Here is a 13,740-nt window from a genome sequence, read left to right as displayed (position 1 = left end):
TCCTTTCCGTGGGTGCGCTGTTTTATTTAATCGGGCTATATAATGGCAGATGAGACCAGGTTTAAGGAGTGTTGTGTTTATGATGCACCTTGAAGATGTGGTTATTTCCAAAGCTATAATTTCGAGATACCAGGAGGAATTGCTGGAAGCCCTGGAGTCTGATGTTGCGGTGGTGGGTGGAGGTCCCTCAGGGCTGGTGGCTGCTTATTACCTGGCCCGGGCCAACAAGAAAGTAGTTCTTTTTGAGCGTAAGCTGAGTATCGGTGGCGGCATGTGGGGTGGAGGAATGATGTTCAATCAGATTGTGATTCAGGATGAAGCTCTGCCCCTGCTCGAGGAATTTAAAATCTCTTACAGGGTATTTGAAGAAGGATATTATACGGCCAGTTCCGTAGAAGCAGTTGCCGCCCTGACCCTGGGTGCAGTACGGGCCGGTGCAAAAATCTTTAATTTAATTTCTGTAGAAGACATTATGGTAAGGGATAACCGCGTTGCCGGGCTGGTCGTTAACTGGACCCCTGTTGACCTGGGTCGCCTGCATGTGGATCCTCTGACGGTACAATCTTCCTATGTTATCGACTGCACCGGGCACGATGCTCAGGTGGCCGGCATGGTAGTTAAAAAAATGGGAGCGGTTTTAAAAACCACAACCGGTACGCTGGAAGGAGAGAAACCCATGTGGGCTGCACGTGGTGAAATGGCTACCGTTGCCAATACCCGTGAAATTTACCCCGGGCTGATAGTTGCAGGCATGGCAGCCAACGCGGTTTGCGGTGGCCACCGTATGGGACCCGTGTTTGGTGGAATGCTCCTGTCCGGACAGCGAGCGGCCAGGATTATTCTCGAGGGAGATAAAACTTGACATAAAAAAAGAAAAGGATATATATTAAAGCTATAAAAGTAGCTGTTATTAAATAGAGGGGGTGAGCTGTTGTGATTAAGCCCAGGCGTATGACCAAGCAAAAAAAGTTGATCCTGGAAATCCTGCGTAACACCAACACTCACCCCACAGCCGATTGGATTTATGAACAGGCCCGCAAGCAGATCCCGGACATCAGTCTGGGTACGATTTATCGCAATTTAAATAACCTCAAACAGGCTGGAGAAATTATGGAACTTAATTATGGCAGTACATTCAGCCGTTTCGATGGTAATCCTCAAAATCATTACCATTTTGTCTGTGATGGGTGCGGGCGTATTTTCGATCTTGATCTCCCACTGATGAATAATCTGGAGGAGAAAGTGAGCAGCCTTACGGGTATGCAGGTTACGCGCCACCGGCTGGAATTTTACGGGTATTGCCGTGAATGCCAGGCAAAGCAATCTGAAGAAGAAAAACAGCAGCCGGATGAGGTATAAACCGAAACCATCATGTCTGGCAACCAGAGGGGGGCCTGAGCGGGCTACCCCCTTTTTCTGTCTCTTTGGGGCAGGATTTATTATAAATTTAAACGAATGAAAAAGATAAAGCCAGGATTCAGGGGTGTTAAAAATATGTTCACACACCTGCATGTGCATACCGAATACAGCCTGCTGGATGGTGCTGCCCGGATAAAAGAAGTCGTGACGCGTGCCCGGGAGCTGGGCATGAGTTCCCTGGCCATTACAGATCATGGTGTCATGTTTGGGGTGGTCGATTTTTATAAGGCCTGCCAAGAACATGGGGTTAAGCCTATTCTGGGCTGTGAAGTTTATGTGGCACCCCGCACCATGAAGGATCGTACACCCAGGGTGGACGACCATCTCTACCACCTGGTGTTGCTGGCCGAAAACCAGGACGGATACCGCAACCTTCTGCAAGTGGTGTCCCTGGCTTTTACGGAAGGGTTTTATTATAAGCCAAGGATAGATAAAGATACACTGTCCCGTTACAGCAAGGGATTAATAGCTTTAAGTGGATGCCTTGCCGGTGAGGTTACTGAAAACCTCCTGGCCGGAAAAAAAGAAAAAGCTGTAGAAGCCGCTGCCACTTACCAGGATATTTTCGGGCGCGGAAACTTCTTTTTAGAGTTGCAGGATCACGGTCTTCCTGAACAGCGCAGGGTCAACCAGGAACTGCTTCGCCTGCACAGGGAAATGAATATACCTCTGGTAGTAACCAATGACGTGCATTATGTGAAAAAAGAGCACGCTGAAATGCAGGACATCCTGCTCTGTATTCAAACTGGCAAAAGTGTGGACGATCCCGGCAGGATGAAGTTTGACTCCCAGGAGCTGTATTTGAAAAGTGAAGAAGAAATGGCCTTTTTATTTGGAGAGCTGAAAGAGGCCATGGAAAATACCAATTTTATTGCTGAACGCTGCAATGTAGAGCTGAGTTTCGGACAGATACACCTGCCCTATTACGAAGTTCCCCCGGGTCATACTGTGGACAGTTACCTGGAACAGCTCTGCTGGGAGGGAGTACGCCGCCGTTATGGGGAAGTCACCGAACCCGTAAAACAGCGCCTGGAATACGAACTGAAAGTTATCCGGCAGATGGGCTATTCCGCCTATTTTCTTATTGTATGGGATTTTATTCATTATGCCCGGCAGAACGGTATTCCGGTGGGTCCGGGCCGGGGTTCTGCAGCCGGCAGCCTGGTAGCCTATGTGCTGGGAATTACCAACCTCGATCCCTTAAAATATGGCCTGCTTTTTGAACGTTTTTTAAACCCGGAACGCGTTTCCATGCCTGACGTGGATGTTGACTTATGTTTTGAACGCAGGGGAGAAGTAATTAATTACCTGATCAGGAAATATGGGGCTGATAAAGTAGCTCAAATAGCCACCTTTGGTACCATGGCCGCCCGGGCAGCCATCAGGGACGTTGGCCGTGCACTGAACATGCCCTATGGAGAAGTTGATAAAATAGCCAAACTGGTACCTGCAGAGCTACACATAACCATCGAGCGGGCCTTAAATGAATCCAGCGAGCTGAAGGAACTCTACGACCGGGATCCACAGGTAAAAAAACTTATTGATACTGCTGCCCTTCTTGAAGGTATGCCCAGGCATGCTTCCACCCATGCCGCCGGAGTGGTAATTACCAGGGAACCATTAATTCATTACCTGCCCCTTTATAAAGCAGCCGACGGTCCGTTAACCACACAATTTGCCAAAGACCAGGTTGAAGAATTGGGCCTGCTGAAAATGGATCTCCTGGGTTTGCGGACCCTTACCGTTATTGCCGATACTATAAGGCTTATCCGGGAAAGCGGTGGACCGGAAATTAATATTGATGAAATACCTCTGGATGACCCGAAAACTTTCGCTCTCCTGTGCAGGGGTGAAGGGAGCGGTGTTTTTCAGCTGGAATCCAGCGGTATGCGGGCCCTGTTAAAAGAACTGCGCCCGGAAGTCTTTGAAGATATTGTGGCCCTGGTAGCCCTCTACCGGCCCGGCCCTTTAGGCAGCGGCATGGTAGAGGATTTCATCAAAAGTAAACATGGAGAAAAGAAAGTTACTTACCTGGACCCCAGGCTGGAACCCATACTGAAAGATACTTACGGGGTTATTCTCTATCAAGAACAGGTTATGCGTATAGCCAGCGACCTGGCAGGCTTTACCCTGGGTGAAGCCGATCTTTTACGCAGGGCTATGGGTAAAAAGAAACCGGAGATTATTGCCGGATTGAGGAACCAGTTTATTGAGGGAGCCGTAAAAAACGGTGTTGATCCCCAGATTGCAGGGCAAATTTTTGATCTAATGGAATATTTTGCTGGCTATGGTTTTAATAAAAGCCATAGCGCTGCTTATGCCCTGGTAGCCTACCAGACTGCTTACCTGAAGGCTAATTATCCGGCCCAGTATATGGCGGCACTGTTGACCTCGGTGCGGGATAACACGGATAAAGTGGCGGCTTATGTAGAGGAATGCCGGCGCATGGGGCTGGAGGTGCTGCCCCCGGATGTTAATGAAAGCCGGGAAAGCTTCACTGTTATCGAAGGTAAAATCCGTTTCGGACTGGCAGCCATTAAAAACGTGGGCGAGGGAGCTGTACAGGCTATTATTAAATCCCGGGAAGAAAAGGGACCTTTTAAAAGCTTTGCCGATTTCTGCCGGCGCCTGGATACACGGGTCATCAACCGGCGGGTACTGGAAAATCTTATTAAAAGCGGTGCTCTAGATTCCCTGGGCCACCACCGGGCACAGTTGATGGCAGGTATTGAGCTGGGGCTTTCTCTGGCCCAGCAATCACAGCAGCAACGGCAGAACGGGCAGTTAACTTTTGAGCAGTTCTGGCAGGAAACAGAAGAAGAGCTTCCCCTTCCCCGGGTACAAAAATACTCCCGTGCTGAAATGCTGGCCCTGGAAAAGGAAGCTCTGGGACTTTATATTAGTGGCCACCCGCTGGAAGAATACCGCCAGGCGCTGGTGGAAGAAACTACGGCCACGGTGGCAGAACTTAAAGAAGGTGAACCTGCCGGGGTTACGGTTGGCGGCATGCTTACAGCCTTAAAACGCATCAATACCCGACGGGGAGAACCGATGGCTTTTGGTACTCTGGAGGATCTTACCGGAAATATAGAAGTGGTCTTCTTCCCGCGTGTCTACCAGCAGTACGCCAAACTCATCAGCCCCGATAAGGTTTTGTTGATTAAGGGTCAACTGAGTTCTAACGGTGAGGCGCTGAAAATCATTGCCGAGGAAGTTTTACCGCTTCAGAAAAAATCCGGGTCGAGCCTGTATTTACAGTTCAGGGAAACCACACCCCAGCTGATTAAGCGGGTGCAGATGATCCTGCGCAGCTACCCGGGTTCCGCACCGGTTTACCTGTACTTCCCCCTGGAAAAAAAGCTGGCCAGGGCATCACAGAACTACTGGACTGACCTGTCATCACCTGTGGTCACTGAACTGGCCGCCCTGTTGGGCCCGGAGAACGTGAGAGTAAAGGAAACGCCTGGCAGGTAGCTTGTCAAAGCTCCGGCGGTATGCTATGATGTAACTGCTGAAAGCGGCATTTTGCCTGAAAAGGAGGTACCTCCATGCCTGAAAGCTGGGAAATTAACGCCGATTATGTAGCAGTAAAAGCACTGGAGAACGGGGTAACTATTATTGGCCTTACCCGTGGCAAGGATACCCGTTTTCACCATTCAGAGAAGCTGGATAAGGGCGAAATCATGATTGCCCAGTTTACTGAACATACTTCGGCGATTAAAATCCGCGGCAAGGTCGAATTGCTAACCAAGTATGGTGTTATGCGCAATGATGATTTGCTTTAAAGCTAAAAACAGTATCCAGGGTTATTACTCTGGATATACTTATTGTTATAGTTAATTTTAAAAAATAAAACCGGGCCCCGGGGGTGGGAACCTTGTGGACGGTAGTGTATATTGCTCCAAATAAAAAAGAAGCAACCAGGATTAAAGAAATTCTTACCAGTGAAGGTATACTGGTAAAACTGCGGGAACTTTCGCCATCCCATTGTGGGTGTAATTGTTCGGTGGAAATCCTGGTACCGGAAGCCGAAGTTGATGAAGCACTGGAAGTAATAAATTCAATTTAAAAAATAACAGGGGAGTCGAGATGCTGGATATTTTTAAAAAGCAGCGGCAGCGTTATGCAACGGTTAATCCCGTAACCCGGGATATACCCGATGGCCTGTGGGTTAAATGTCCCCGCTGTCATGAAATCCAGTATTCAGGGGAGCTGGCAAAGCAATTAAAAGTCTGTGCCAGGTGTGGCTACCACTTTCGCCTCTCCGCCCGGGAAAGATTGAAAATTACCATTGATGAAGGTACCTTTATTGAATGGGACGGGGATATGGGGCCGGTAAATCCTTTCCAAAACCCTGAATACGGTGAAAAACTGGCCAGGGCACAACAGGAGAGCGGGCTGAAAGAAGCAGTAGTAACCGGGGAGGGTGATATTGCCGGGCATCGCGTGGCTATAGCTGTAATGGATACCCGCTTTATGATGGCCAGTATGGGTACGGTGGTGGGGGAAAAGATTACCCGGGCCATTGAACGCGCCCGGGAAAAGCGACTGCCCCTTATCATTTTTTCAGCATCCGGTGGTGCACGCATGCAGGAGGGAATTCTCTCGTTAATGCAGATGACCAGAACATGCGCGGCACTATCCTTTTTTTCCTCTGCAGGATTGCTGTATATATCCGTACTAACTGACCCGACAACGGGAGGGGTTAGCGCCAGCTTTGCCTTTGCCGGGGATATCATACTGGCTGAACCGGGGGCGCTGATTGGGTTTGCGGGCCCCAGGGTAATTGAACAAACAATCCGCCAGAAATTGCCCGAGGGATTTCAAAGTGCAGAATTCCTGCGGCAGCATGGTTTCGTTGATGCGGTTATTCCCCGGGCGCAATTGAAAAAAACTCTGGCCCAGATTTTAGATTTACACCGGAGCGATTAAGATGGTTTACGATTTTGAACGTCCCATAGTTGAACTGGAAGAAAAAATAGCAGAGCTTCAGCGCTTTGCCGGTGAAAAAGGCATTGACCTGAGTAAAGAAATTGAGAATCTGAAAAAAAAATCTAAAGAGTTGAAAGAGGCCATTTTCAGTCAGCTTTCCCCCTGGCAAAAGGTGCTTATTGCCCGCCATCCAGGGCGCCCCAACACTCTGGATTATATCAAGCTGCTGTGTACCGATTTTATTGAATTTCACGGGGACAGGTACTTCGGCGATGATCCGGCCATAGTAGGAGGTATAGCCCGGTTTCGTGGAAGAGCGGTAACTGTAATTGGTCATATGAAAGGTCATGATACGAAGGAAAACCTGGCCCGCAATTTCGGCATGGCTCACCCCGAAGGTTACCGTAAAGCCCTGCGGCTTATGCGACAGGCAGAAAAATTCAAGCGCCCTGTGCTGGCTTTTATCGATACCCCGGGCGCTTATCCCGGTATGGGAGCGGAAGAAAGGGGACAGGCTCATGCCATATCCTGCTGTATTACCGGTATGCTCACCCTGCGCGTGCCGGTGATCTCGGTGATTCTTGGAGAAGGAGGCAGTGGCGGAGCCCTGGCTCTGGCTTCAGGTGACCGGATCCTGATGCAGGAATATGCTGTTTTTTCCGTTATTTCCCCGGAAGCTTATGCATCTATTTTGTGGAAAGATGCAACCCGCTGCCAGGATGCTGCCGGAATTATGAAAATTACCGCCCAGGAACTTTATGCTTACCAGCTTATAGATGGGGTTATTCCAGAACCCCTGGGTGGTGCTCACCGGGATAAAAATGAAGCTGCCCGGCTGGTTGGTGAAGCTATTGCCCATCATCTGGAAGAGCTGGTGGGATACTCGGTGGAGGAGCTTTTAAGAAGGCGTTTTGAACGATTCAGGCGTATTGGTCCTGAATATTTACCTGGCAATGACGTAACTTAATAATGATACTTCACCCGATAAGCCAGGGAGGAATTTTATTTGCAAAGAATAGGCATTTTGACCAGCGGCGGTGATTCGCCGGGAATGAATGCGGCCATCCGGGCGGTGGTCCGCAAAGCAATTTATCACGGGCTGGAAGTAATCGGTATTAAAAGGGGTTTTAACGGTTTCATTGAGGGCGATATGGAACCCATGCGGCTGGGATCGGTAGCCGATATCATTCACCGGGGAGGAACTATTTTACATACCGCCCGTTCCGAGCAATTTAAAACACCCGCGGGTCGAGCTAAGGCATGGGAAAATGTTGAGCGCTTTGGTCTGGAGGGTTTGGTGGTCATTGGTGGTGATGGATCCTTTACAGGAGCAAGTATTTTCCACCGGGAGTACGGGCTCCCGGTAGTAGCCATTCCTGGAACCATTGATAACGATATCAGCGGTACGGATTACTCTATAGGTTTTGATACTGCCGTAAATACTGCGGTTGATGCCATTAACAAAATCCGCGATACGGCCACATCCCATGAACGTACCTTTATTGTGGAAGTTATGGGACGTGATACCGGTTTTCTGGCCATTGCCGCCGGCCTGGCCGGGGGAGCCGAATCCATTCTCATCCCCGAGTATCCTTTCAGCATCGAGGAAATTTGTCACAAATTGTACAAAGGTTACCGGCGAGGAAAACTGCACAGCATTATTGTCGTAGCTGAAGGAGCTGGCAGCGGTCTGGAGATAGGTAAACAGATTAAAGAACGTACCGGTTTTGATACCAAAGTCACCATTCTGGGCCACCTGCAGCGGGGGGGGACCCCTACTGCTTTTGACCGGATTCTGGCCAGCCAGCTAGGTGCCCGGGCTGTGGAATTACTCATGCAGGGGGCGACCTGTAAAATGGTCGGTATGGCCGCAGGGAAAATTGTGGAAACCGATTTGGACCGGGTGCTGGGCCAGAGAAAAACCGTTGACCTGGATGTTTACCGGCTGGCAGGCATTTTAGCCATTTAAGGAGGAACAGCCCTTGAGAAAAACCAAAATTATTTGTACCATCGGTCCGGCCTGCGAACAGGTTGAAACCCTCATGGAAATGATGAGGGCAGGCATGAATATTGCCCGGCTTAATTTCTCCCACGGGACCCACGAGGACCATGCCCGGCGCATCGCCAACATACGGGAAGCTGCCGGCAGAGTGGGTAAGAATATCGCCATTTTGCTGGATACAAAGGGACCAGAAATTCGCCTCGGCTACCTTGAAAAGGAACCCGTAGTGCTAAAGGCCGGGCAGCGGGTAATTCTTACCACCGAGGATGTGAAAGGAACTCCGGAGCGATTGCCTGTCAACTACCCTGGATTACCCCGTGATCTGGTTCCGGGAAATACCGTTTTGATTGCCGATGGTTTAATAGAATTACGGGTAACTGGAGTCAATGACCACGAAGTGGAGTGTGAAGTGGTTCATGGGGGTGAGTTGACCAGCCAGAAGGGCGTGAACCTTCCTGGAGTTCCGGTAAACCTGCCTGCCATTACCGAACAGGATATCCGCGATATCAAATTCGGCATTGAGCAGGAAGTGGACTTTATTGCCGCTTCTTTTATCCGCCGGGCTCAAGATGTACTGGCCATCCGCCGTATCCTTGAGGAACAGGGGGCGGATGTGGATGTTATTGCCAAAATAGAAACCAGGGAAGGCGTGGAAAACCTGGACGAGATTATAAGGGTGGCCGATGGTATTATGGTAGCCCGGGGCGATCTGGGAGTTGGCCTTCCTGTGGAGGAAGTACCGCTAATACAAAAAGCCATAATTGAAAAATGTAACCTGGCCGGGAAACCGGTTATTACTGCCACCCAGATGCTCGAATCCATGATCCACAATCCCCGCCCCACCCGGGCAGAAGCCAGCGATGTGGCCAACGCCATTCTGGATGGTACCGATGCCATTATGCTCTCGGGAGAAACAGCTGCAGGGCATTATCCAGTAGAAGCGGTAAAAACAATGGCCCGCATTGCCAGCCGGGTGGAACAATCCCTGCCCTATGAAGATATTCTTCAAAGGCGGGCCCGGGCGCTGGCTCACACTGTTACCGATGCCATCAGTCATGCCACCTGTACCACTGCCCAGGATCTGGGAGCCGCTGCTATTATTACTTCCACAGAAACGGGCTATACGGCTAAAATGGTAAGCAAATACCGCCCCCGCTCACCAATCATAGCCGTGACGCCGGTAGCCCGGGTATTGCGCAAGCTGGCTCTGGTCTGGGGCGTGCAACCCCTGCTGGTAGGACGTACCCAGGATACCGACAGCATGATTGCATCAGCCATTGAAGCATCCCTGGCGGCAAATCTCATTAAACCGGGGGACCTGGTGGTTATTACCGCCGGTGTTCCTGCAGGTGTCCACGGTACCACCAACCTGTTAAAGGTACATACCGTTGGCGATATCCTGGCCCGGGGTCAGGGTATCGGTACACGGGCGGTAACCGGGCGTGTGCGCATCTGCCGCACTTTAAAAGATGCCCTGGAAAAGGTTGAACCGGGTGATATTCTGGTTACTCCCTTTACAGATAAGGATTTTGTTCCGGCCATAGAAAAGGCGGCTGCCCTGATTACCGAAACAGGTGGCCTGACTTCCCATGGGGCCATTGTCGGCATGGAATTTGGTATTCCGGTAATTGTAGGGGTAGATGCGGCTACCTCCATCCTTACTGATGGAGAAACGGTAACGGTGGATGGTCAACGCGGTCTGGTATACCGGGGTACTGCCAGGGTGTTATGAGTTATCAGGTCCGTTTAGATGATGCGCAGGGCAAATCTGGGGCTGCTCTGCCTACTATATAACGCACCCTTTTCGGGAATGTTAAAGCCCGGGAGGGTGAATTTAATGAAAGACTGGGTCCTGGATTATCTGGGCGCTCTGGGGGCAGGCGGGTTGTTCCTGGGGTTAATTGTGGAAGCACTGGGTATTCCCTTTCCCGGAGGCCTGATGACTCTCCTGGCCGGTATTCTGGTAAACCAGGGCAAGCTTGACCTTTTTCATATACTGGCAGCGGCCGTACTGGGTTTTAACGTGGGTGCCACGGTGGCTTACACCATTGGCCGTTGTATTGGTGAGCCCTTTTTTCTCCGGTATGGTAAGTATTTGCTGGTTACCCCGGATAAATTTGATCAGGCGCGCAACTGGGTATATCGTTCGGCGCCTGCTTTCATCATTTTCGGTCGCTTTGTACCCATGATCAGCAATCTAACTCCCTACCTGGCCGGTATCAGCCGCTTACCTTTTCTGCAATTTTTATTTTACAACTTCCTCTTTGCTTTGAGCTGGGTTTCGTTTAACCTGGGCATCGGTATCTTCTTTGGACACCACTGGGAATCAATATTTTCTCTAATCCAATCCCGACTACCTCTACTGGCCGCAGGAGCTCTGGTTATCTGCCTGCTTTATATCATTATCAAACAAAAGATCAAACAAAAGGCACCGCGCAAAATATAAAAAATTTATTACATGCTGCCATAGGAAAAATCTTAGTTTTCGTCGAAATTAAAATTTTATAGATCAAAAGTATTCAGTAATAATAAAGGATGTAAGATATGCGCAAAGTCCCTACAGCTTTACTGCGTCCGGGTTCAAGGGTCGGCCGGGCAGTTTATAATGCATCGGGGCAGGTATTGCTCCAGGCGGGAACTATACTTACCGAGAGATTTATTGCCAGGTTAAAAATGCTGGGCATTCCGGCTGTATACATAGATGATTTTCCAGGTGTGGAAGTTGAGGACGTTATTTCCGAAGAGACGCGGGCTCAGGCCATAGCCAAAGTCAAGGCCCTGCTCCTTTCCAAGACTCAACAGAGCACCGGTCCGAGCCGGGCGTTAATTGGTGTAAAGGATATGATCAGCACCGTAAACGAGATCATTGACGAATTGCTCAGCCGGCGCTCATTGATGGTCAACCTGGTGGATATCCGGAGCCTTGATGAGTATACATTCGGTCATTCGGTTAACGTCTGTGTCCTGGCAGTAATTACGGGCATAACCCTCGGCTACAGCCGCACCAAGCTGTTTCACCTTGGCATGGCGGCTTTGCTGCACGACATTGGCAAAACGCGCATTCCCCTTGAAATTTTAAACAAACCCGGGCCACTGACCAGTGAAGAATTCCAGCTCATCAAAAAACACTGTATTTACGGTGCCGAAATCCTGCAGCAGGACCCCGGAGCCAACCTCCTGTGCCAGATCGTAGCCATGCAGCACCATGAACGCCATAACGGTCAGGGTTATCCCCTGGGGCTCAAGGGGGCGGAAATTCATGAATTTGCCCAGATTACCGGCCTTGTAGATATGTATGACGCTCTGACTGCTGACCGGGTTTACCGTCCGGCCTATCCAGTACATGAAGTTTATGAAATGATTGCCGGCTCCGGTAATTATCTATTTGATTTTGATATCGTACAGGCTTTTCTGAGTAATGTAGCTGCCTATCCAGCGGGCAGCCTGGTGCGGTTATCCAGCGGTGAAATTGGTGTGGTACTGGAAACCGAGCGGGGTTTTTCCCTATATCCCCGCGTTCTGGTTTTATTTTCTCCTTCCAGGCAGCCTCTGGCCAGACCTTACGAAATAAAGCTGGCCGAACAACGCCAGCTTACGATAGTAGAAGTGATTCAGGATTACTGGGAGGCGTTTCCTGAAGCTGTTAAGAGTATGAGTTAACGTAAATCTTTCGGCGGGCAGCGAACGCTCAGGGTCACAGCAGGGAAGAGGGAGGAAAGGGAGAATTAATAAAATATTAATTCAAAAAATTCAATAATAATACGCAAGATTAAAACTTCGTGCAAAATTAATCCCGTTTTCCGGTTAATCCGCTAAGGGGGGAGCGCGTTATGTCACTGCGTTCAGTTTTTTACGAGCCACTTACTCCATTAAGTTTTCTAAGGCGCAATGCCCTTGTTTACCGGAATAAAACAGCGGTGATTTATAATGAAAGGCGATATACCTACAGTGAATTTTGCCGCCGCATTAACCGCCTGGCCAGTGCGTTAAAAAAGGCCGGTATTAAAAGGGGAGATAAAGTAGCCTTTTTATGTCCCAATATTCCACCCATGCTGGAAGCCCATTTTGGGGTCCCTATGCTGGGGGCAGCCCTGGTTAACATAAATACACAGCTATCTCCCCGGGAAATCGGCTACATTATCAATCATTCCGATAGCAAGGCTCTTTTTGTAGATAATGAATATGCACCTCTAATTGCCGCTATCCTTAAAGAGCTGTCCGGTATCAGATTATTTGTTAATATCTGTGATGCCAGCAGTCATCGTCCCCTGGACGGGCCCGAGTACGAAGAATTCCTGGCCACTGGCTCCCCGGAACCTTTTCCCAATGCCATTGAGGATGAAATGGAGGTCATTGCCATTAACTACACCAGCGGTCCTGCTGGCCTACCCCGGGGTGCTATGTACCACCACCGGGGGGCATACTTGACTGCCCTCGGGGAAGCTTTGGAACACAAAATGAGTTCCGATTCAGTATACCTGTGGACATTGCCCATGTTCCAGTGTAACGGTTGGTGTTTTACCTGGAGTGTTACGGCAGTGGGTGGGACCCACATATGCCTGCGCCGGGCAGATCCCGGTAACATATACCACATTATTGAAAGGGAGGGGGTCACTCATCTTTGTGTCACCCCGGTATTGATGTACTCCCTGGCCGGTTATCTCAAGGGAAAAGATTATAAATTAAAAAAGGCAGATCTCAACATCATAGCCAGAGCTCCTTTGCCTCCATCTGCTATAAAAAGTTTAGAGGAAATTGGAGCGAAGGTAACCACTATCTACGGGCTGGCGGAAGTATACGGTCATCATTCCATTTCTCAATGGTTAGCATCCTGGGAACAACCGGGTGCAAGTGAAAAAGCGGTTAATGTTCACCAGGGAGTAGCCTGCATCCATTCCGGTTTTGTGCGTGTCGTTGAACCCGGACAGATGATCGATGTACCTGCTGATGGAAAGACGATGGGAGAGTTAATTATGCGCGGCAATAACGTCATGCTGGGTTACTATAAGCAACCGGAAGAAACCCAGAAAGCCTTCCGCGGCGGCTGGTTTCATAGTGGAGACCTGGCTGTGATGCATCCCAATGGCTTTATTGAAATAAAAGATCGCTTGAAGGACATCATAGTCAGTGGCGGTGAAAATATTTCCACGGTGGAAGTGGAGAACTGCATTTATGAGCATCCGGATGTACTGGAGGTAGCCGTCATAGGCGTTCCTGACCCCGAGTGGGGAGAAGTACCCAAGGCTTTTATCGTTCCCAAACCGGGTAGCAACCTGACTGCTGAGGAAATCTTAAACTTCTGCCGGGAACGCATTGCCCATTTTAAGTTGCCCAGGGTTATCGAATTTGGCGAGTTACCTCGAACTCCCACTGGCAAAATTATGAAG

11 protein-coding genes and 1 pseudogene are annotated in these 13,740 nt (G+C 49.6%); all 12 read left to right on the top strand.

What is annotated here, in order from left to right; genetic code table 11:
- Positions 1 to 79 precede the first annotated feature (79 nt).
- Positions 80 to 862, top strand: coding sequence for a sulfide-dependent adenosine diphosphate thiazole synthase (locus BR83_RS0106380; RefSeq protein WP_242839637.1), 783 nt, complete (start codon positions 80 to 82; stop codon positions 860 to 862).
- A 71-nt stretch (positions 863 to 933) separates the two neighbouring features.
- Entirely contained in the window at positions 934 to 1,359 is a 426-nt protein-coding gene (locus BR83_RS0106375; protein WP_027356377.1) for a Fur family transcriptional regulator, read from the top strand.
- 135 nt (positions 1,360 to 1,494) lie between these two features.
- Positions 1,495 to 4,893: a DNA polymerase III subunit alpha gene (locus tag BR83_RS0106370; protein WP_027356376.1), complete on the top strand. Its 3,399-nt coding sequence runs from the start codon at positions 1,495 to 1,497 to the stop codon at positions 4,891 to 4,893.
- Between the two features lie 74 nt (positions 4,894 to 4,967).
- Entirely contained in the window at positions 4,968 to 5,204 is a 237-nt protein-coding gene (gene mtrB, locus BR83_RS0106365) for a trp RNA-binding attenuation protein MtrB (RefSeq protein WP_027356375.1), read from the top strand.
- 92 nt (positions 5,205 to 5,296) lie between these two features.
- Positions 5,297 to 5,488: a putative signal transducing protein gene (locus tag BR83_RS0106360; protein ID WP_027356374.1), complete on the top strand. Its 192-nt coding sequence runs from the start codon at positions 5,297 to 5,299 to the stop codon at positions 5,486 to 5,488.
- Positions 5,489 to 5,511: 23 nt separating this feature from the next.
- Entirely contained in the window at positions 5,512 to 6,351 is an 840-nt protein-coding gene (gene accD / locus BR83_RS0106355) for an acetyl-CoA carboxylase, carboxyltransferase subunit beta (RefSeq protein WP_456072964.1), read from the top strand.
- 1 nt (position 6,352) lies between these two features.
- Entirely contained in the window at positions 6,353 to 7,318 is a 966-nt protein-coding gene (locus BR83_RS0106350) for an acetyl-CoA carboxylase carboxyltransferase subunit alpha (RefSeq protein WP_027356372.1), read from the top strand.
- Positions 7,319 to 7,357: 39 nt separating this feature from the next.
- The gene (pfkA, locus tag BR83_RS0106345) at positions 7,358 to 8,320 is read left to right on the top strand and encodes a 6-phosphofructokinase (protein ID WP_027356371.1); all 963 of its coding nucleotides are present in this window, start codon (positions 7,358 to 7,360) and stop codon (positions 8,318 to 8,320) included.
- A 13-nt stretch (positions 8,321 to 8,333) separates the two neighbouring features.
- Entirely contained in the window at positions 8,334 to 10,085 is a 1,752-nt protein-coding gene (pyk, locus tag BR83_RS0106340; protein ID WP_027356370.1) for a pyruvate kinase, read from the top strand.
- 105 nt (positions 10,086 to 10,190) lie between these two features.
- Entirely contained in the window at positions 10,191 to 10,799 is a 609-nt protein-coding gene (locus BR83_RS0106335; RefSeq protein ID WP_027356369.1) for a DedA family protein, read from the top strand.
- A 98-nt stretch (positions 10,800 to 10,897) separates the two neighbouring features.
- Entirely contained in the window at positions 10,898 to 12,013 is a 1,116-nt protein-coding gene (locus BR83_RS0106330; protein ID WP_027356368.1) for an HD-GYP domain-containing protein, read from the top strand.
- Positions 12,014 to 12,183: 170 nt separating this feature from the next.
- Positions 12,184 to 13,719 (top strand): annotated as a pseudogene (locus BR83_RS15235) (AMP-binding protein); the annotation flags it as partial.
- Between the last annotated feature and the right edge of the window lie 21 nt (positions 13,720 to 13,740).

Source organism: Desulfofundulus thermocisternus DSM 10259 (genome assembly GCF_000686645.1).
GTDB lineage: Bacteria > Bacillota > Desulfotomaculia > Desulfotomaculales > Desulfovirgulaceae > Desulfofundulus > Desulfofundulus australicus.
Note: the sequence above shows the minus strand (reverse complement) of the source record. Positions and strands in the feature narration are given on the sequence as shown.

Coding starts and splice junctions, on each gene's coding strand:
- BR83_RS0106330 (WP_027356368.1), top strand. CDS start 10,898: ATGCGCAAAGTCCCTACAGCTTTACTGCGTCCGGGTTCAAGGGTCGGC.
- BR83_RS0106350 (WP_027356372.1), top strand. CDS start 6,353: ATGGTTTACGATTTTGAACGTCCCATAGTTGAACTGGAAGAAAAAATA.
- mtrB (WP_027356375.1), top strand. CDS start 4,968: ATGCCTGAAAGCTGGGAAATTAACGCCGATTATGTAGCAGTAAAAGCA.
- BR83_RS0106335 (WP_027356369.1), top strand. CDS start 10,191: ATGAAAGACTGGGTCCTGGATTATCTGGGCGCTCTGGGGGCAGGCGGG.
- BR83_RS0106370 (WP_027356376.1), top strand. CDS start 1,495: ATGTTCACACACCTGCATGTGCATACCGAATACAGCCTGCTGGATGGT.
- BR83_RS0106380 (WP_242839637.1), top strand. CDS start 80: ATGATGCACCTTGAAGATGTGGTTATTTCCAAAGCTATAATTTCGAGA.